This is a genomic window from Terriglobus albidus, from assembly GCF_008000815.1.
GTDB lineage: Bacteria > Acidobacteriota > Terriglobia > Terriglobales > Acidobacteriaceae > Terriglobus > Terriglobus albidus_A.
Genome location: NZ_CP042806.1, coordinates 3,613,956 through 3,633,450, shown reverse-complemented (window position 1 = coordinate 3,633,450; position 19,495 = coordinate 3,613,956). Strand labels below are relative to the sequence as shown.

The following is a 19,495-nucleotide window of genomic DNA, read 5'->3' as shown; positions in this document are numbered from 1 at the left end:
ACGGCAACTCTCTTCCCCAGGAGACCGCCTCCATGAACCGTCGTCGTTTTGTGTCTTCGCTAGGGCTCACCGGCGCCCTGGCCTGGCTTACCACCCGCACAACATTTGCTCAACAGACCTCCGGATATAGCGCGGCGGTACCTTTCCTCTCCGATCCATCGATTGCCGGTCTGACGGACGCAGACCGTACCTACCTCTTTCAGGTGGACAGCGTCGCAACCGCGCAGTACGCCAGTTTGCTGTATCCACAGTCAGTAGCCGCGGGCGATCCACGTGTCGATGGCGTTGTTTTATGGACACGACTGGAACCGTCGCTGCAAGGTGGTTCTTTTCCTTCGCTGGCAGCATTCCAGGTTGCCGCAGATGCGGCATTCTCCTCTGTTCTTCTGGAAGGGGTTGCAACCATCGATCCCAACCGGGACAACACGGTGAAGCTGCCGGTGTCGCATGCTGTCCTGCAGCCATTTACGGCATACTTCTATCGTTTTCTTCACCGTGGCATTGTCAGCCGCACTGGACAGTTCAAAACGCTTCCTTTGGAAGGCGTGGCGCTCCAGCAGCTACGCCTGGGCTATGTTGTCTGCCAGGACTTCGGCAACGGTTATTACACGGCCTATCAACACCTGGCGAGCGAGGATGTCGACTTTGTCGTCCATCTCGGTGACTACATCTACGAGACGATCGGGGCAGGGTTCCAGCAGAATCCGGCGCGCGTGGTACCGCCCTTTCCCAGTGGCAGTACAACCATTCCGGTCGACGTCAACGATTACCGTCATCTCTATAAAACCTATCGCAGCGATATGAACCTCCAGGCCGTCCATGAGCGCTTCGCGATGATCCAGCTTTGGGACGACCATGAGTTTGCAAACGACTCGCATCAGGATTTTCATCCCGACGACAATACCGCTCCGAATACAGCCGATACGCCGCAACCGCAGCTACGGCAAGCAGCAAATCAGGCGTGGGCCGAATACAGTCTGGCCGATGTAGTCTTCGATTCGGCGAAGGACTGGGACAGTTCCGTGCAGGTGTATCGCAAGATCTCATTCGGCGGCCTTGCAGACCTTGTAATTACGGATGAACGCCTGTATCGCGATGGGCCGCCATGTGGCAACCAGGAATATGGCCAACGCTATTTCACACTTGGCTGCCCGGCGCTTCTCGATTCCAACCGCTCCATGCTGGGATCGACCCAAAAGGATTGGTTCCTCCGCCAGATCACCGGTTCACAGGCGACATGGAAACTCTGGGCGAACGAAGTCATGCTCATGCCGTTGCGGTTGACAGCGATCTATATCAACCTCGACCAATGGGACGGTTATCCAGCAGAGCGGCGGCAGATTTTGTCTGCAATCCGTCAGGCGGGCGTGAGCAACTTCGTCGCTCTGACCGGCGACCTTCACACATTTCTGGCGGGATATCTCAAAACAAACTTCGCCAACCTTCTCGAGCCACCGATGGGAGTTGAGTTGATGGTAGGTTCCCTCACGTCAGCAAACTTCGCAGAGGAGATCTCGTCAGCAATTGATCTTCCCAGCCGTCCAGTTCCCGCGAAGCAGATGGGCGTGCCGCCGAATCTGCTCGATCCAGTGATTCGTGCGGCGAATCCACATATCCAGTACTGGGACTCATCCACCCACGGCTACGGCATTCTGACACTCACGCCTGAGCGGCTCACGTGTGAGTTCAAAGCGGTAACCACAATTCAAGCGCCGGATGCGAATCTGGTACCGCTTAAAACCTTCACGGTCGAGGCGGGCAGGGCGAGATTTGTGTAGCAATACGAATTACTGAGAAAACAAAACGGCCCACGACGAATCGAGTGGCATCCAGCGTGGCTCCGAAAACCAGGTCGTCGGCATATCGGGAATATGCATCATGCCATGGCCCTGCGCACAGAGCAGTTCGGTGCCATACCAGTTCAGAAAAGCAGCGGATGGCTGCCCAACGCGCGCCGGATGTCCCAGCTTTCTCAGGCAGCAGGGGCAGCGATGCCGGTTGCTGCGCAGTGTCAGCCGTATCGTTGGAAGCAAAAGCACGAAGGCTGCAAATGCCTGCGGCCCACCTACATCTTCCGGACGGGCCAGAGCCATACTCATCGCAATCGCCAGTGAACCGAGATAGGCAGCGGCGAGCAATAAAAGCACCTGCACTCCAACAAATATGGTTGGACGCCAGCGCAGGCGCATTGGCATCCGCGGACCATCTTCGCGCGAGAGAGGGCGCGTTCCGGGCAAAGCGAATAGCAGAATCACACACGCAAACAGAAATGCCCTGCCCGGCATAAAGACACGCTCTTCCAGAGGAGTAACGTGAATATGCAGTGGAGGCTGTTTGCTATAAGTCACGACAAAGCCCCAATTGATATTGGGTGCCCCTTGAGCGACCGCGCCCAACACATGCCCATGCATCCCAGCGGGGAGCCTGTCTGCCAGGACAATCACCTCCGGATCGTCCCATAACTTCAGCGTCGTACGTGGAAGTACACCCCGGACGCGCACCATGCTCGCACCGAGACGCACCTGTGACGGATACCCTAATTGTTTCGCAGCCGCGTAACTGAGATACATTCCATCCCCGGCAGGGCCACCCAAACCGAGCATCCGTAGCAGGTTGGATGAAGCGGTCGCGACACGCAAGCGCTCACCATTCACATATCGCTTCTGGACCGCATAGAACGCGAACTCGTCGAAGAGTAACTGCGGCCGCCGCGTCCATTCGGAATATGTCGCATAGGCAATCGTTGGCTGTTCCGCATCCTTCAGCAGCACAATGGATGACGGTGCGTTGTAGCTCTGGCTTAACAACACATCCCGGGCTCCTGGGACGCACATAGCGGCACACGCCATGATCAGGAGCGACGCCAGCGGAAGAGCAAGAGGCTGTATCCAGGATTGCTTCCAGGGCCTGACCGCGGCCCGGTCGGCTGATACGTCTTTCTGCGCCAAGGCGCGGAGTTCCCGGGCGTCCGCCAAGGCACCGCGGAGCAGGTGGAGAGCCGCAACCCACCCGCACTCACTCCGTACATGCCAGAGTTCAGCATTCCATTCGGACAACCAGGTGTCTCTTCGCTGGACGGGCAGGAACAGAGAAAGCAAACTCAGATAGGCATTCATACGCGCTCCTTCTCCTCAGCCGGCGCGGTGAGTGCCGCCAACAAGGGATAGCGGCTGCGCGAAGCCTCCAGGACAGGACGCGCGGCCGCGGTCGTCTTGTAATACTTGCGAGGCGGACGCTGCTCCTTTTCGGCAATCGCCTCCGCTTCCCACTGTGACCGGATCAGCCCCTCTGCTTCGAGCCGCCGCAACGCCGGATAGACCGTACCCGAGGGCAACCCAGTGCTCTCCATGATGGAGAAGCCATAACGGTAGCCGACCGCAATCGCATGCAGAATCAGGGCGGCGGTGTGCGAAAGCTTTCCGGTCTCAGCCATGCGCAAAAGAATACCTATGTAGCGATCTACTTGACAAGAGGGTAGACTTCCCCTTACATGTTATGCAGTTTGCTACATAGGGGTACCGACATGCTTGAGGTCAGAAATCTGACGAAGATCTACCGGGGTCTTCCCGCCATTGAATCCATCAATTTCACCATCCGCCCGGGTGAGGTGGTTGGTTATCTCGGCCCCAACGGCTCCGGCAAGTCCACCACTGTAAAGATCATTACCGGCCTGGTACAGCCTACGGAAGGCGGCGTCTTCTTCCAGGGCGGAAATATTCGGCATCAGTTGGAGCGATACCGGGCCACGCTTGGATACGTCCCCGAAGAGGCCCACGTCTACACCCACCTGACCGGGCTTGAGTATCTACAGCTTGTTGGCCGCCTGCGCGGGATGTCCGAATCCCTGATTGACGTCCGCGCTCATGTGCTGCTTCGCCTCTGGGGACTCGAAAGCTGGCGTCACAGCCCGATTGCGCTCTACTCCAAGGGGATGAAACAGCGCATCCTGCTCTCCGCCGCCCTGCTGCATAATCCGTCACTTCTTATCTTTGATGAGCCCCTCAGCGGCCTCGACGTCGTCTCTGCCCGCATCTTCAAAGACCTGCTTGAGGAACTCGCAGCCCGCGGAAAGGCGATCCTGTACATCTCACACGTCCTTGAAGTCGTGGAGCAGGTTTGTAGCCGCGTGATTGTCCTTGGAAAAGGCAAAGTCATCGCAGACGAAACGCCCGCCGGTCTGAAGCTTGCCATGCAGCGCGGATCGCTCGAAGAGGTCTTCGCCGAACTCGTGCGCCAGCACGATACCCGCACCACAGCACGCGAACTCGCGGAGGCTATCTCTCATGCCTAAGAGCAATGTTCTCGGTCTGCGGCACGACCCCATCCTCCGCCCACCACGCATACCCGGCCAAACGGAAAGACTCGTCCGCCATCTTCTAGCCCGTCTGTGCCAAAACGAGATGCTTTCGATCGATGGCGATATGAGCCGTGCGCTACAAACAGCATGGGCAATGGCATTGCCACAACTTCTCGCCTCACTCATCAGCTTCCCTGTCTATCACCAACCCCATGGGTCTGCGACACGAGGCTATTGGCCACAGGCAGGTGATCACTACTTTTTCATTGCTTACGCACTCTTTGTAATGGGGGCAATTGCCGTCTATAGCTGGGACGTCCTCTTCCCCGATGCGATCGATGTCTTTGTCCTGGTACCGTTACCTCTACCGGCGCAGCAACTCCTCAGTTCCCGTATCCTCGCTGTTGCTATCTTCCTGGCCGCTACCTTGCTTGGCACCAACGCACTCGGGATCATCTTCTTCCCGCTTGCCGCTGGTCAACCGCAGATTGTGCATCACATCTTCGCGCATTTCGCCTCCGTCCTTTTCGCGGGAGTCTTTGCCTGCACACTGGTGCTCTCTCTTCAGGGCATCCTGCTCACGTTCCTATCAGAACGTCTCTTCCAAAAGATCACGCCTGTCTTGCAGACACTGGGGATGCTGATTCTCTTCGCCTTACTGTCAACCTTTCCATTGGTGGTGGGCGCCCTGAAAACTCTGCTTACAAGTTCCTCCCACTGGTCCCTGTGGTTTCCACCTTTCTGGTTCCTTGGCATCTATCAGCGCATCATGTACGGCGCTGCTCCGCCGTTCGATCTCCTTGCGATGCGCGGCATCATAGCAACTCTTACTACGATCACCATCACCTGCGTTACATATCCAATCGCCTATCGCCGTAAGGTGCGTCTCGTCATGGAAGGATCTGCCGCTACAGCACAGCGCAGAGGCTTCTTCAACACCATCACGGACACCATTGTCCCTTTTATCGTGCGTAACCCTATCCAGCGCGGCGTCTTCCGGTTTATCGGACAGACACTATGGCGATCGCGCCGTCCGAGAGCGATGATTGCTATCTTCCTGAGCATCGGCATCGCGCTAGCGTTCGCCAGCATGATCACAATCGAGCCGTCCGGCATTGCGTTCCGCTACGGCGGAGCCCTCGTCTCGATTGCCGTCGTCGCTTTCTGGCTCACATTCGCTCTGCGTGCGGCGTTTGCTTCCCCCGTCGATCAGCGCGGGAGCTGGATCTTTCGCTCCATCCTCGGCCGGGAAAAATCTCTCGTTCTCGATGTCCAAAAGCACTGGACCGTCTATGCTGTCCTTTTCGTTTCGACTGCGCTCTCAGCTACATTCTTAGCCTGTGGCGCTATCTCCATCTCCCAGTTCCCCCTGGCCGTTCTGATCTGCACAGCCGTCGCCATCCTTACGACCGACTTCTACGGACGCCATGCCAGCGCTATTCCATTCACGCAGGCGATGAAGACGACGCAGCACGAACGCCCTCTGGCCGCAGTTCGTTATCTGGTGGTCTTTCCCTTTCTTATGAAATGGGAGGTGCGCTGGATGCAGATGAACCTTATCTGGCTGTCATTCCTTCTGCTCGATATGTATATCCTTCACCGCTATCTCGTCCGTGTAGCCGAAGAATGGCGAGCCAATGACTTCGACGGAAACCTTGACGACAGCGATCCCGACGAGTTCCCTACGAGCCTTGGGCTTCGCGAATAGTTTCAAGCGGTGGAGGATGCGAGACGCGCTCGCATCCCTCCATATTGCAATTGCAAGTCTTACAGAACTCGCATCTCCGCTGTTAGTTTGATGGTCTTACCCGGAATAACAAAGATGTCTCGTTTGTACGATTCTCTTCCAAAAGCACGAAGCTCGACGGTGTAGTTGCCGGGAAGCATCGTCATGGTCTTCAGCTTGCTCACCGTACCTGCATAACTTCCATTGATAAACACTTCTGCATCCTTTACGGATGTATCTAATTTCACGGTGCCTGCTGTGGGGGTTAAGCCTGCCCCGTAATAGGAATAGAAGCCGTAATACGGATCGTACCAACCCCAGGGGCCGACGCGTCCGCCATAAACGACACCTACTCTCGGCCCAACAAACCTCCCAGGAGGTGCTGCAAGGACGGGAGCTGCAAGAACGACGAGGGAGATTGCGAAAAGGACGAAACGTTTCATGAATACCGCCTTTCACCACCCGAGCCGAAGCTCGGTTATAGCAGTAGACGAGGCTCCGGGAGCAAGAAGGTTACTTCCCTCGGCATGGCGAAGCGATACTGACATAACTGAGACATTTCAGGCATTTTTGTAGCCTCACAGACGAGTGCTGGAGTATTCACTGCGCAGTGGGGCTATATCTGCAGCGACGTTCCGCGTGTGGGGTCGAGTCCGTGGTGAAGGACCTCCATATCCGCTCACAACTGGATATAGGAAAGCTTATGCAGCGCAAAGCGGCCTAAAAGTGAAATCCCGCTCCGAAACTCAGACGAAAGTTATTCTGCACATTGTCTGCGCCATTGGGCAGTGTGGAATGCACCCAGCCAAGTTGTAGCGCGCGTACATCAATGTGGTGATCCAAACGGATATCGAGCCCGCCATCGATCAACATAGAAAAGCTCGTTGCCCGATAGTTCGTTCCCGTTGCGGATGGAAAGGCACTATTCGAGCCATGTACAAATCCGAACAAAGCTTCACCGAAGGGCGAGAACTTTGATTGCGTATGCCAGCGATACCGTGGGCCAAACGTCAGCGCGGTGGTTGTCAGTGAGGCTCCGCTGGAGCCGATAGACCCTGCGTGACCAACGCTCAGATCTGCCGCCGGGCCAAAGCCTCTCCATAGATCAGTGCCGTAGCTGACAGAGCCACCCTGCTTCCAAAAGCTCTGTCCGGAGCTCGTGCGCAGCGCCCTCTCAGTGGTGTAAGTGGCAACGATATCGGTTCGAGCGGGTTGCGCATTCCGCTGCTGTGCAGACACCATCATCGCAGACGCAAAAGCTGCAAGAGTAAAAAGCGTACGAGATCGTCTCATCACAAGGTGACTTTCAACTCCTTACTGCACCGTCAATACGACGGTGGAGGAATGTTGCAGGGTGGTTCCATTCGTACCACTTGCGGTTCCGGTAATAGTGACGGAATACGTTTGCGGATTCTGTCCAAAATATCCGGTACCCGTGCCGCATCCAGCTAATCCGCCCACGGCCGCCAGACTCAGGCCGAGTACCACGATCAATATTCCCGGTTTCCATCTGCGCACCGTGCGCCGCAAACGTGAGGAGAATGGCAGCAGGAGGAGCGCCAGTACGGCAGCGCCGCCTCCCGCTCCCTTGATCGGATGGGTCATTGCTGTAGTGGCCACCGTCTGAATCGTCAACGTAAAGCTGGCGTTGCCCGAACCCAAGGAGAGCGTTGATGGCGAAAAGGCAGCCGTCGCTCCCGCCGGCAGGCCGGAAGCGGACAGAGACACAGGGAAACTGAAAGAGCCATTGAGAGGAGACGCGACCATGTTGTACGTGACGGAGCGCCCCGGAACCACGGTCTGGGTTGCGCCTCCCGTTGAACTCAGAGAGAAACTGAAATCACTTGCCTGCTGTACAAGCGCAGAAGAAATACTCGCGTTGAAGTTCGTATCCCCACTGTACGCCGCCGTTAGATTGTGAGAGCCGGCAGCTAGAGAAGAGATCGTAACGGACGCGATGCCAGAGCTCAGAGTCTGAGCGGTTCCGAGAACGGTTGTCCCATCCAGGAAGGTAACTGTACCCGTCGGCTGCCCTGAAGTCGTTGTAGCTACCGTCGCCCTCAGGGTCACGGGAGAACCGACCAGCGTATTCGCGACACTGGATATCAAACTGGTGAGCGAAGTAGCCTTCGATATCGTGATACCGCCCGTCACGGACGACAGCATGTAATTCGCGGATGCATTGCCTGAGAGAGCGCCCGTCACAGCATATGATCCCGGAGAAGATGTAGAGGTGGCGCCCGTGCTGAATGCTACCTGAACATTGCCGCTATCCTGCGCAAGCACGCCCGTGAGCGATCCTGTAATTGCAGGAATCGTCTGACCGTACTGTACTAAGATGGGCGTAATCGAAGCGGTAATCGCCAAAGGATTAACCGCCACGACCATAACACCACTCACTGCGGCTGGATTCGTACCGTCACCTGCGTAGGAGGCACTAAGGTTATGCGTGCCAGCTTTGAGTGAACCAAGGTTCAGAGAAGCGACGCCACTGGACAGAATCACGGTCGAGACTGGCGTGCCAGAGTCATAGAAGACAATACTTCCGGTGGGGGATGTGGAAGTGGTGAGAGTAGCGGTAAGTACTCCCTGGCCATAGGTGATGGCCTGTGAAGGAATGGAGAGCGCCAACACGCTGGTCGGCTGGTCTCCACCTGCGGTCGTCACAACTGTTCCATTGAAAATGGCACGGACAAGATCATTGTCTGTATCTGCAATAGCTACCGTTCCCTGCGGTCCAATGGCCACACCGAGGGGCGAATCCAACGAAGCAGCAGTTGCACTCCCATTCAACTGATCTTTTCCTTCTTGTCCATTCCCGGCGATGGTCGAGAGGAGGTTAGAACTATTGATCTGCCGAATCCGTTGGTTGTCCGTATCAGCAATGAAGAGCGCCGTTCCACTGGCGTTGACGGCAATACCGTGCGGAGACGCGAAAGAACCAGAGGTCGCGGTGCCTCCGTCGCCTGCGAAGCTAAAGGAACCGTCTCCTGCGATCGTCGTGATCACACCACCGGAGACCTTACGGATGCGATTATTGTGCGTGTCGCTTAGGTAAAGATTGCCTGAGGCATCGACCGAGATCCCCTGCGGCGTATCGAGAGAGGCGCCGGTTGCCGGGCCTCCATCGCCGGAGTATCCCTGTTCGCCATTTCCAGCCACAGTCTGGATCGTCCCTGAAACGACCAGAACCTCACGCACGCGGTTATTCGTCGAGTCCGCAAAGAAGACATTTCCATTGCTATCGACAGCAATGGCGGTCGGCAGAGAGATCATCGCCAGGGTTGCGGTGCCTCCATCGCCCGAGAAACCAGCCGTACCTGTGCCGGCGATCGTGCTGATGATGCCATTAGAACTCACCTTGCGAATACGCTGATTCTTTGTGTCAGAGATATAGAGATTTCCCGAAGCATCGATAGCAACTCCCGCCGGTGAGTCCAGCGTCGCCTGGGTCGCGGCTCCACCATCACCATCGAAGCCCTGTTCTCCTGTGCCGGCAGCGGTGGTGAGCAACCCGGCCGTATCGACCTTACGGATGATGTTGTTGTTCTGGTCCGCGATATAGAAATTGCCAGCAGAGTCATAACAAACTGCTGCAGGAGAATTCAGTGGAGCCGCGACAGCCTGCTGACCATTCGTTTGCGCAGCCTGAACGGCGCTTATATGTATCCCTGCCTTGTCCAGCGACTTTAGTTGAGCAGGAGTCTGCGCTGCCGCCCCGATAGCTGCTGCCATGCATGCAACGGCACAGGCCAGTTTTCGAACGATCCTACCGGGATGGAACATCATGATTCCGCCTTGACTCCATTGAAATGCCGGCCCTGCCATAACATTTCGCATCGTTGACATGACCGGCATTCCCTTACGTTAGCTCCGCGATGGGAAGATTCCCTGCAGTGCGATGATGAACGTTACTGCCAGATAAGGTGACATGGTCGAGAGCGGAAGAGACTGTCCGGTAGCTCCCGATGGAAAAGGCAAAGCAACCCCGGTACCTGCAGTCTTGGTATACGACGAGATGGTGTTTCCGCTGGAAGGATCGTTCGGCAGGGCCTCGATCGCTCCGGTTGGATCCGAAAGATCCGCCGCCGCATTGCACACCGGAATCGCAATCGTATGACTATGCGCGGGAAGGTTGCTGGGAAGTATGTTTACATTTGGGCTGCCGCTGAACTCTCCCAGAACGTAGGTACCTCCCGAATTCGAGGTGCCCCAGTGAAGCGGCATTCGCCCCTGAAGATTCGGCAGAGCAAAGGTGCTTATGCCGTCACCGCCATAGTAGGTTCCGAGAAGGCTGAATAATGCACTGTTTTGTGCGATGGACAGGATCTGGCCATTGCACAAAGCCCAACCGGTTGGAGCAAAATTTCCGGCGAACATTCGAATTTCACCAAGATATGGATCCATAACGTAATTTCCTTCCTGAGGTATGACTCCACACACGAACCCGGGATTAATTGCGTACTAGATCAGCTTTCCAACCGTTGATTTGTGTTGCGTTATCCCATCCAACTTGCTCGTGGGATTCGATGAAAACAAAACGATCCATCGCCGCTGCCCGAACTTCGGGAAGCGGCGATGCCGTACCTGTTACTGACAAGAAAACGCTGTCGTAAAGTTTGCGAGAGTTGCATTTGTTTCATTCAGCCAGAGCGCAGTACCAGCGCTGACTGTTCCGCCATCGATCGTGCAACTGTAACTATTGCCGCTACTGGTCGCACACGACGAGGATGACGGTGTACCGAAAGTGGAGCCACCGCTGTAAGTCGCTTCGAAGAGATTCCAGGTGATCGCGTTCGAAGGAGAGTAGATGGTTACATACGCATGGCAGGAACTCGGCGCCAGCGTTGCAACGATGTAGTAATTACTCGTCGAAGATGTTGTCGCCGCGCTGGAGGTAAGCGAGAAATTCGCCTGGGTCGAAGCGGCACCGTGACCGACAACAACAAGCGGAAGGCTTGTCAATGTCTGACCATCGCCGGCCGTCCCCGCCGGTCCGGTCGCTCCCGTTGCGCCAGTGGCGCCCTGAGCTCCGGTTGCGCCCGCAGGCCCCACATTACCCTGCAATCCCTGCGCACCCTGAGAGGCCAGACGAGCCCAGAAAGCAGTAGGCGTATTTCCGACTGGAAGCGCGTTTCCAACGTTGTTGTTCGCCAACGAAATATAGCTGTTGTAGTAGTTGGAGTCAGAGACGACATCGCCCAGCGAATAGGTCGTACCAGCAGAGTAGACACTCTGATACGCTACGGTACCCGACGCTCCAGTAGCCCCCGTCGCACCTGTAGCTCCAGTGGCGCCTGCCGCTCCGGCAGTGCCCTGGGATCCAGTTACACCCTGAATACCTTGAATGCCCTGCGCTCCGGTTGCGCCAGTGGCTCCCGTTGCACCCGTCGCTCCGGTTGCACCTTGTTGTGCCAACAATGCCCACACCGTGCCATCAGAACCAGGCGTTATGTTGAAGTTTCCCGACAGAGCAATCCAGGAGCTGCCGTTATAGAACACAGCATCTCCAATGTTGTAGGCGGTCGTACTGCTCCAGGTACCCTGGAAGCTCACGGGTGACCCGGTCGCTCCAGTTGCTCCCGTCGCACCGGTTGCTCCTGTCACACCGGCGGCGCCCTGGGCGCCTGTTGCGCCTGTGGCACCCACGATACCTTGAATACCCTGTATGCCTTGAGCCCCCGTCGCTCCGGTTGCCCCGGTTGCGCCTTGCTGGGCCAACAACGCCCAAACCGTTCCGTCAGAACCAGGCGTCACATTGAGGTTGCTCGTCAAAGCGATCCAGGAGCTGCCGTTGTAGAACACAGCATCTCCAATCGCATAGATGGTCGAACTGCTCCAGGTATTCTTGAAGGCAATGGGGGCGCCGGTCGCTCCTGTAGCGCCTGTGGCTCCGATTGCTCCTGTGGCCCCAGCCGCACCTGCAACACCCTGCGGGCCTACGGCGCCAGTTACACCTTGAATGCCTTGAATACCTTGCGGCCCTTGCGGCCCGATGGCGCCGGTCGCTCCAGTGGCGCCCATGGAAGTTATAACAACATCCAACGAACTCGCATGGGATGTCTGATCATTCTCTTTTGCATCCAACAGCACGTTCGCCGCGTTGGTAGTAAGCGCAATACCAAAGTTCGTTCCCGGACTTGAAAGCCAAGACTGCACCTGGCTGGTCACGTCGATTACGACATACTGACCAGGTATCGTAGCTGTAAAGCTGGTAAATGCGGTACCGATGGCAGGCGCAGTTGCGTTGGTAACCGAGTATTCATTCCATGACGCATTCACTGGCGCCACGCTGATCAGCCCAGGAGTATTGACGCGGTTCACATACAGGCTAACCGTCGCACGCGCGAGCTGGCTGGCTGTTGTTCCGGCAGGAAGCGCGGAAAGATCGAACTGCACCAGCGTTTTCTGGCTGGCGCTCACGTAAAGATTGGAGAGCGAACCATAGTTGAATGTCGGGTGATTACTGTTCAGGGTTGTGTCGCCGGAGACGGTCAATTGTCCATGAGCGGCGGAGACACAAATAAAGGCAGCCAAGCCTGCAAGCAGGCGGACAAGGGGGACACTCTTCAAAACGCACTCTCCTCCTCGGACAAGATCGTTACGAACTCATCTCGAGAACCAAAGCAAAATCTAACTCAGCAAACGCTTCGAGCAGAGACCTGTGCGAGGTTGCTCACACAACTGGAAACGGACACCGGAGACGTTACCGCTATCATCCCCATCTTGTCAAAAGAATTTTTAATTATTCATTTCTTCAGAAGCGTTAGGGGGCGACATGAGGACTTGGAGATTGACGATCGCATGCTGAGCGGGCCGATGATCTGCTATGGAACAAGCCTTTGTCGCCCCCGGAGATCCTACTCACTACACGCGCCAGCATCATCTTTTGTGCAGTGATGTGACCAGACTGCGTGCGAAAAGCTCTCCTATCGAGGAGAGCTTTTCGCATGCACCCGCTTCGTATCTATTCCGCGAATGCGCTCCCGGTAAGCGCATGCACCACCTTCTGCTGAGGACGTAGAAGCCAATAGAGCGCAGTCACATGAGTGATCATCAACACGGGCACATAGATAATCGGAATCACATAAGTAGCGCCCAATTGTCCCGCAAGAGCAGGGAGCCCAACTCGAGTTGCGTGGTAGTAGTCCAGAACGATGTCTGTTGCGCCGACAAGATTAAAAGCCACAACCAGCGACCAGAAGAGAGGACGTATCCTCACCGCTAAGAGTGCTGCTATAGCCAATAGCCCTGTTGCCAGATCTCCATAGGCAGCGAACGTGGCAAAGCCCGCGGGAAGATTGATGCCCACGACTCCAGGAAGGATAAAGACGAGTCCGAAGAAACGAAAGCTGTGAATCGTGGCGATAATCCGTTGTGCCTGGAATCTTTCCATTGACTGCAGCTTCGGTAGTGCGTAGGTCCGAAACCACAGCAGACAAGCGACATATCCGAGGCCGAGATGTGCGAGGAACAGAACTTCTGATGGCATAGAGACCTCCCTATGCGCTATAGGATTATTCATATCATCCTATAGATGCAGTTTTTCTACAGTCCGCCTCGGGCTGTCACCGAAGTTAGATGATGCGCGAAATCCTATAATGAGGCGATGCGATACCCGCCGGAGCACAAAGCTGCAACCCATCAGAAGATCGTGAAAGACGCCTCACGGCGAATTCGCACGGAAGGCCTGACTGGCGCTGCCGTTTCCACAGTGATGCAAGACACGGGTCTGACCCATGGCGGCTTCTATAAACATTTCGAGAGCAAGGATGAACTACTCCTCGAATCGTTAAACGAGGCTTTCCGCGAGATCACCGACCGTCTTTTGAAGGCCGCGAAAGAATCTCGTCCTGAGGTTGCGTGGAAGGCGATCGTAACAACCTATCTCCAGCCAGAACACTGCTCCCAGGCTGAGAACTGGTGCCCTCTGACCGCCCTCGCGCCCGAGATGGTGCGTACCAGCAAGGAGATGAAGAGCCGGATCTTCGACGAGCTTAGGAACTATAAGGACCTCATGCAGCCATTCATGCCGGGCCGTAGAACTGTCGACAAAGAACGCGCGTTTTTTGTGATCTTTTCTACGATGATCGGGGCAATTCAGATTGCCCGCTTGCTGCCGGACCCCGCGTTGCGAGAGAAGATACTGGCAAACACGAGGGATTTTCTACTGGGCACTTTCTGATCCCCGGCGGGCTGGCTTTCGGATCGACGATACAGTTGGTTATGGACCTCAAAGAACATTGGGAAAATGTATTCAAGACGAAACGTCCATCCGAGGTGAGCTGGTACACACCTCATCTTGAGCATTCTCTTCGCTGGATACGCGGAGAAGGCCTGCAAAAGACAGCCGAGATCATCGACGTTGGCGCCGGTGAATCCACGCTCATAGACGACCTGCTCGCAGATGGATTCACTCATCTCACAGCGCTCGATCTATCTGCGTCCGCGCTGGCGGAAGTCCGTCACCGGCTTGGCGCAGGCGCGCAGTCTGTGACATGGGTCGCAGGCGATGTGACGGAGATTACACTGCCGGAACACCACTACGATCTCTGGCACGATCGTGCTGTCTTCCACTTCCTGGTAGAACAGGTGCGCCGGGAGCGCTACGTCAACGAGGTGAAACGCGCACTTAAAGCAGGAGGCCGAATTTTGATTTCAACCTTCGGCCCGGAAGGTCCCACTCGCTGCAGCGGCCTCGAAGTACATCGCTACGACAAGGACTCTCTTGTTGCTGCCTTTGGTGAGGGCTTCACGCTCGAAGACTCGGAGCTTCTGATGCATGAGACTCCCACAGGCAAGCTGCAGCAGTTCCTCTGTGCTCGATTCACCTTCTCTGGTCGTCGACCTTGAAAGACAAAACCGGCTGGCAGCGTAGGCTGTCAGCCGGTTCCTACTGTTAGGTTCTCCTCTTACGCCTGCGGCTTGGGCACCAGGCGGATGAACTTCTGCGATGCATTCGCCCAGTCGGCCAGCAGAGTTTTCGCCAGCGAGCTGTTCGACCTTTCCACGTGTGCTTCGATCAGTTCGTGGAGCTGCATCTGCGCATGCTCGCCTGCCTGCTCGAAGGTCTCAGGAGCCAGGAACTCTTCATGGCAACGCTTCGTTGCCATGAAGCTACCGTCAGCGTCGTACACCCAGGCGATACCGCCGGTCATGCCGGCGCCGAAGTTGATGCCGGTCTTACCGAGAATGACAGCCATGCCGCCCGTCATGTACTCGCAGCCGTGGTCGCCGATACCTTCCACCACAGCAGTGGCGCCGGAGTTACGGACCGCAAAGCGTTCGCCTGCGCGGCCGGCGGCGAAGAGTGTGCCACTGGTAGCGCCGTAGAGAGCCACGTTGCCGAGGATGACGTGATGACCGGAGTCCTGTGCCGCCAGACCGCGGGCGCGCAGGATGATCTCACCGCCTGCAAGCCCTTTGCCGACGAAGTCGTTGGCCTGACCTTCCAGGATGAGCTTCATACCGTCGACCGCGAAGCAACCGAAGGACTGACCGGCAGTGCCGTTCAGGTTCAGCGTGATGTCCGGACGAGGCAGCGGCGACTCAGAGCGGGACTTCAGCAGCGCCAGCTCGCCTGCGATGCGGGCACCGATGGCGCGGTCACGGTTCGCCACGTCGGAGTGCACACGATACGGCATCCCCTGCTTTGCGGCGTCGATAGCCGGAGCAACCCAAGCCTCGTCGACAGCAGGCCGCGAGACCGGACGATCATTGCGGCCTCCCTGCCAGCGAACTGCGCCCCCTTCGGTAGGTACGGCCAGCATCGGCTTCAGATCCAGACCGCCATCGAAGCGGACCTGCTCCAGAAGATCGGCACGTCCGGTTGCGGCTTCCAGCGAAGGCAGACCGTAACGGGCGAGAAGCTGTTGGACTTCCGAAGCGAGCTGCTGGAAGAACTGGACGACGTGCTCAGGCTTACCGCGGAACTTCGCGCGGAGTTCAGGCTTCTGCGTAGCAATGCCGGTCGGGCAGGAGTTCAGGTGGCACTGGCGCGCCATATCGCAGCCCAGAGTCACCAGCACTGCCGTTCCGAAGGCAAACTCGTCCGCTCCGAGAAGCGCAGCGACCAGGATGTCGCGAGCCGTCGAGAGACCACCGTCGGTACGCAGACGGACGCGTCCACGCATACCGTTTTCGATCAGCACCTGCTGGGCTTCGGCCAGACCAAGCTCCCACGGATTACCCGCATACTTGATCGACGATAGCGCCGCTGCACCGGTACCGCCGGTATTGCCGGCGATCACGATGTAATCGGCATATGCTTTGGCCACACCCGCGGCTACCGTTCCAACTCCACAGGAGGAGACCAGCTTCACTCCGACAGCCGCACGCGGATTGACGTGCTTCAGGTCGTGAATGAGCTGTGCCAGGTCCTCAATCGAGTAGATGTCGTGGTGCGGAGGCGGAGAGATCAGCGGCACACCCGGCTGCGCATGGCGCAGACGAGCGATCAGGCCCGAGACCTTGTGTCCGGGCAACTGTCCGCCCTCACCGGGCTTGGCGCCCTGGGCGACCTTGATCTCGATCTCCTCAGCGTTAGCCAGATACTCGGCCGTAACGCCAAAGCGTCCGCTGGCAACCTGCTTGATCTTGTTATTCAGCAGACCGTGGATCGCTGGAGCCGCAACGATCGGCTCGGCGACGGCGACGCTGCCCTCGCTCTCGTTGCGGGCCATGGTAACGACACCACCGCCGGGCGTGCGGAAGCTGGAGACAGCCGGGCTCGGCTTGTAGACGCCGGGGTCTTCTCCACCCTCACCCGTGTTGGACTTACCGCCGAGGGTATTCATGGCCAGCGTGATGGTCGAGTGGGCCTCGGGGCTCAGCGAACCGAGCGACATGGCCGACGCGATGAAGCGGCGGTACATCTTTTCCGGCGCCTCTACCGCACTTACCGGAAGCTCCGGTCCTGCAGGACGAATCTCCAGCAGATCACGGAGGAAGGCGGGTTCGCGGTTGGCGACGTTCTGCGTATACATCTGGAAGGCGGCAGCGGGGTCGGCAGCGGCGGGAACGTTACGGGCCGAACCTACAACCGTCTGCAACTCCTTCACCAGCGGAGGAGCCCAGCCGTGCGGCTCAGTACCGTCGGCGCGGCGGAACTTAACCCAGCCCGGATCGGTAAGATCCGTCGCCAGCTCTGCACCCCAAAGCTTGCGAAGCTGCTGCTCGATCTCGGCAAAGCCGATACCCGAAATAGGAGCCGGCGTCTCCGGGAAGCACTTGTCGACGACACTGTTGTGCAGACCGAGGATGTCGAAGAGGTGGGCCGAGCGGTAGGAGTCGACGACAGAGACACCCATCTTCGACATGATCTTGGCCAGTCCCGTATCGAGCGCCTTGAGCATCTTCTTCTCGGACTCGTAGGGGTCGGTTCCGGCGGGAGTAAGAGCCCGGCCGCTTTCGAGGGCCAGCCACGGACAGACTGCACCTGCGCCGTAGCCGATAAGGACGGCGGCGTGGTGAATGTCGCGACAGTCTCCTGCTTCTACAGCGATACCCACGCTGGCTCGCAGACCAGCTTTGACCAGAACCTCATTGACGTAGGCGGTAGCCATCGCCATGGGGATCGGCAGCGAGGCGGCCGAAGCCCCGCGGTCGGTCAGCAGCAGAATGCCGGCGCCGTTGCGCACCAGGCTCACAGCCTGCTTACCGACGGCTTCGAGGCCGGCTTCGAGGGTCGTAGTTACATCGAAGCGACACGGCAGCTCAACCGTCTTCAGATTGGCGGCATGATCGTACTTGTGCTCACGCAGCGCAGCGGCCTGTCCCAGCGAGAGGAAGGGCGAGAACAGCGAGATACCCGGCAGCGGAGCATGTTTGTCCAGCATATGTGACCACGGACCGAGACGCGTATGCAGCGAAACCACGCAGGCCTCGCGCAGCGGATCGATCGCCGGGTTGGTTACCTGGGCGAAACGCTGGCGGAAGTAAGCGTAGAGAGGACGCGGAGCCTTTGCCAGAAACGCGAGCGGCGTATCGTCGCCCATCGACCATACCGGATCCTTACCCTCGGTCGCCATCGGCGCGAGGATCATGCGGACCTCTTCCTTGGTGTAGCCAAAGGCAAGGTGAATCGGCAGCAACGACTTCAGGTCGGGTGTATCGGAGATGTCGGCCTTGACCAGGGGGGTCTGCTCGGCGAGAAGCTGCTGGTAGGTCGGATCTGCATCGAACAGATCGAAGAGCTCGTCGTTGTGCAGCACCTTGTGCTCGATCAGATCGACAACGAACATCTCACCAGGCCCTAGACGTCCGGACTCGATCACCGTGTTGGGATCGAGATCGACCAGGCCTGCCTCCGATCCAGCCACGACGACACCGGTATTAGTGACGGCATAGCGCGAGGGGCGAAGACCGTTACGGTCAAGGGCCGCACCAACGACCTTGCCATCGGCAAAGCCGAGCGCAGCAGGGCCGTCCCAGGGCTCAGCCATATCGACGTGGTACTGCAGGAAGGAAGAGGGCTTCGCGGTGTAGGCCGGCGGCACCAGCATGCGAAGGGACTCAGGCAGCGTACGGCCGTTGTAGCGAAGCAGCTCGACGGTCTCGTCAAGAGACGTGGAATCGGAACCGCCCTGCGTCAGAATCGGCTTGCACTCATCAGGCAGTGTGGCATCCCGCGCAGCCATGCGGGCACGGTTGCCCCAGACGGTGTTGATCTCGCCGTTATGCGCCAGGGCGCGACAAGGCTGTGCGCGGTGCCAGGTCGGCGTGGTGTTGGTGGCGTAGCGCTGATGGAAGAGCGCGAAGGACGTCACAAAGGCCTGATTGGCCAGATCGGGAAAGAATTCGGGCAGCAGACGGCCGGCGCACATCGACTTGTAGACGATGGTCTGGGTCGAGAGCGAACAAAGATATCCATCGGCCTCACCCGAAGCCAGGAAGCCGTCAAACTTCTTGCGCGCCAGGTACAGGCGACGCTCCACGTCCGTGGAGGTGTCGTCGGTGGTGGCGATTACCTGCTTGATGACAGGCATGGTGGAGAGGGCGATCTCACCCAGCGTCTCCGGACGGGTCGGCACCGTACGCCACGCCAGGACCTTAAACGACTGAAGCTCCAACGAGCGGACAATGGCGGCCTCCGTTTTGGCCGAATCCACCGGCAGGAAGCACATGCCAACGGCCAGAGGCTTGTCCGCCGGAAGGTCCAGTTTCAGCTCTTCCAGCAGCAGCGCGCGCGGTACCGCCGCCATAATGCCTACGCCATCCGACGATTTGCCGTCGGCCGCAACCGCGCCGCGATGGGCGAGACGGGCAAGGGCGGTCAGGGCTTTGGCCAGAATGTCATACGACGGCGTGGCAGACACCTGAGCGACGAAACCAACGCCGCAGGAGTCATGGTCAAAGCGAGAGTCGAGAAGCGAGGGCACTGACATCTTCATAGCGATGAACCTGGGTAAAGCCTTCCTGTCATTCGGGGACACCTGCAGGTAGACGCTCGCGATGGCGCGTATACATTCGCC

General features: G+C 57.7%; 14 protein-coding genes. 5 read left to right on the top strand and 9 right to left on the bottom strand.

Annotated features, from left to right (window positions below; all coding sequences use genetic code 11):
- Positions 1-32: 32 nt before the first annotated feature.
- The gene (locus FTW19_RS14235) at positions 33-1,778 is read left to right on the top strand and encodes an alkaline phosphatase D family protein (protein ID WP_147648253.1); all 1,746 of its coding nucleotides are present in this window, start codon (positions 33-35) and stop codon (positions 1,776-1,778) included.
- 9 nt (positions 1,779-1,787) lie between these two features.
- Here the strand turns inward: FTW19_RS14235 and FTW19_RS14230 are convergent, their stop codons facing one another.
- A complete protein-coding gene (locus FTW19_RS14230; protein WP_147648252.1) occupies positions 1,788-3,116 on the bottom strand; it encodes a hypothetical protein in 1,329 nt (442 codons plus the stop codon).
- A complete protein-coding gene (locus tag FTW19_RS14225) occupies positions 3,113-3,433 on the bottom strand; it encodes a PadR family transcriptional regulator (protein ID WP_147648251.1) in 321 nt (106 codons plus the stop codon). The genes FTW19_RS14230 and FTW19_RS14225 overlap by 4 nt, the downstream gene beginning before the upstream one ends.
- A 90-nt stretch (positions 3,434-3,523) precedes the next feature.
- On the opposite strand from FTW19_RS14225, the gene FTW19_RS14220 reads away from it, so the two are divergent.
- Both FTW19_RS14220 and FTW19_RS14215 read left to right on the top strand, forming a co-directional pair.
- Positions 3,524-4,291, top strand: a complete 768-nt coding sequence (locus FTW19_RS14220) for an ABC transporter ATP-binding protein (RefSeq protein WP_147648250.1) — start codon at positions 3,524-3,526, stop codon at positions 4,289-4,291.
- Complete coding sequence (locus FTW19_RS14215; protein WP_147648249.1) at positions 4,284-6,005, top strand: hypothetical protein; 1,722 nt, start codon at positions 4,284-4,286, stop codon at positions 6,003-6,005. The genes FTW19_RS14220 and FTW19_RS14215 overlap by 8 nt, the downstream gene beginning before the upstream one ends.
- 59 nt (positions 6,006-6,064) lie before the next feature.
- Here the strand turns inward: FTW19_RS14215 and FTW19_RS14210 are convergent, their stop codons facing one another.
- The 6 genes from FTW19_RS14210 to FTW19_RS14185 all read right to left on the bottom strand — a co-directional run bounded on the left by FTW19_RS14210 (position 6,065) and on the right by FTW19_RS14185 (position 13,515).
- Entirely contained in the window at positions 6,065-6,466 is a 402-nt protein-coding gene (locus FTW19_RS14210; RefSeq protein ID WP_147648248.1) for a PEGA domain-containing protein, read from the bottom strand.
- A 277-nt stretch (positions 6,467-6,743) separates the two neighbouring features.
- Positions 6,744-7,316 (bottom strand): hypothetical protein, encoded by a 573-nt coding sequence (locus tag FTW19_RS14205; RefSeq protein ID WP_147648247.1) that lies wholly within the window; start codon positions 7,314-7,316, stop codon positions 6,744-6,746.
- A gap of 21 nt (positions 7,317-7,337) precedes the next feature.
- Positions 7,338-9,758, bottom strand: coding sequence for an Ig-like domain repeat protein (locus FTW19_RS14200; protein ID WP_187142987.1), 2,421 nt, complete (start codon positions 9,756-9,758; stop codon positions 7,338-7,340).
- A gap of 132 nt (positions 9,759-9,890) precedes the next feature.
- Positions 9,891-10,430 (bottom strand): phage tail protein, encoded by a 540-nt coding sequence (locus tag FTW19_RS14195; protein ID WP_147648245.1) that lies wholly within the window; start codon positions 10,428-10,430, stop codon positions 9,891-9,893.
- A 183-nt stretch (positions 10,431-10,613) separates the two neighbouring features.
- Positions 10,614-12,596 carry a DNRLRE domain-containing protein gene (locus tag FTW19_RS26280; RefSeq protein ID WP_147648244.1) on the bottom strand — a complete coding sequence of 661 codons (1,983 nt, stop codon included), beginning with the start codon at positions 12,594-12,596 and terminating at the stop codon, positions 10,614-10,616.
- Between the two features lie 394 nt (positions 12,597-12,990).
- On the bottom strand, positions 12,991-13,515 hold the full coding sequence (locus FTW19_RS14185) for a hypothetical protein (RefSeq protein WP_147648243.1): 525 nt from the start codon (positions 13,513-13,515) through the stop codon (positions 12,991-12,993).
- A 117-nt stretch (positions 13,516-13,632) separates the two neighbouring features.
- On the opposite strand from FTW19_RS14185, the gene FTW19_RS14180 reads away from it, so the two are divergent.
- The gene (locus FTW19_RS14180; protein ID WP_147648242.1) at positions 13,633-14,208 is read left to right on the top strand and encodes a TetR/AcrR family transcriptional regulator; all 576 of its coding nucleotides are present in this window, start codon (positions 13,633-13,635) and stop codon (positions 14,206-14,208) included.
- Between the two features lie 41 nt (positions 14,209-14,249).
- Positions 14,250-14,876, top strand: coding sequence for a class I SAM-dependent methyltransferase (locus FTW19_RS14175; protein WP_147648241.1), 627 nt, complete (start codon positions 14,250-14,252; stop codon positions 14,874-14,876).
- Between the two features lie 59 nt (positions 14,877-14,935).
- Here FTW19_RS14175 and FTW19_RS14170 read toward each other — a convergent pair whose 3' ends face one another.
- A complete protein-coding gene (locus FTW19_RS14170) occupies positions 14,936-19,408 on the bottom strand; it encodes a glutamate synthase-related protein (RefSeq protein WP_246153757.1) in 4,473 nt (1,490 codons plus the stop codon).
- Between the last annotated feature and the right edge of the window lie 87 nt (positions 19,409-19,495).

Excerpts from the sequence above, each read along its gene's own strand:
- FTW19_RS14235 (WP_147648253.1), top strand. The coding sequence starts at position 33 with ATGAACCGTCGTCGTTTTGTGTCTTCGCTAGGGCTCACCGGCGCCCTG.
- FTW19_RS14230 (WP_147648252.1), bottom strand. The coding sequence starts at position 3,116 with ATGAATGCCTATCTGAGTTTGCTTTCTCTGTTCCTGCCCGTCCAGCGA.
- FTW19_RS14225 (WP_147648251.1), bottom strand. The coding sequence starts at position 3,433 with ATGGCTGAGACCGGAAAGCTTTCGCACACCGCCGCCCTGATTCTGCAT.
- FTW19_RS14220 (WP_147648250.1), top strand. The coding sequence starts at position 3,524 with ATGCTTGAGGTCAGAAATCTGACGAAGATCTACCGGGGTCTTCCCGCC.
- FTW19_RS14215 (WP_147648249.1), top strand. The coding sequence starts at position 4,284 with ATGCCTAAGAGCAATGTTCTCGGTCTGCGGCACGACCCCATCCTCCGC.
- FTW19_RS14210 (WP_147648248.1), bottom strand. The coding sequence starts at position 6,466 with ATGAAACGTTTCGTCCTTTTCGCAATCTCCCTCGTCGTTCTTGCAGCT.
- FTW19_RS14205 (WP_147648247.1), bottom strand. The coding sequence starts at position 7,316 with ATGAGACGATCTCGTACGCTTTTTACTCTTGCAGCTTTTGCGTCTGCG.
- FTW19_RS14200 (WP_187142987.1), bottom strand. The coding sequence starts at position 9,758 with ATGGCAGCAGCTATCGGGGCGGCAGCGCAGACTCCTGCTCAACTAAAG.
- FTW19_RS14195 (WP_147648245.1), bottom strand. The coding sequence starts at position 10,430 with ATGGATCCATATCTTGGTGAAATTCGAATGTTCGCCGGAAATTTTGCT.
- FTW19_RS14185 (WP_147648243.1), bottom strand. The coding sequence starts at position 13,515 with ATGCCATCAGAAGTTCTGTTCCTCGCACATCTCGGCCTCGGATATGTC.
- FTW19_RS14180 (WP_147648242.1), top strand. The coding sequence starts at position 13,633 with ATGCGATACCCGCCGGAGCACAAAGCTGCAACCCATCAGAAGATCGTG.
- FTW19_RS14175 (WP_147648241.1), top strand. The coding sequence starts at position 14,250 with ATGGACCTCAAAGAACATTGGGAAAATGTATTCAAGACGAAACGTCCA.
- FTW19_RS14170 (WP_246153757.1), bottom strand. The coding sequence starts at position 19,408 with ATGTCAGTGCCCTCGCTTCTCGACTCTCGCTTTGACCATGACTCCTGC.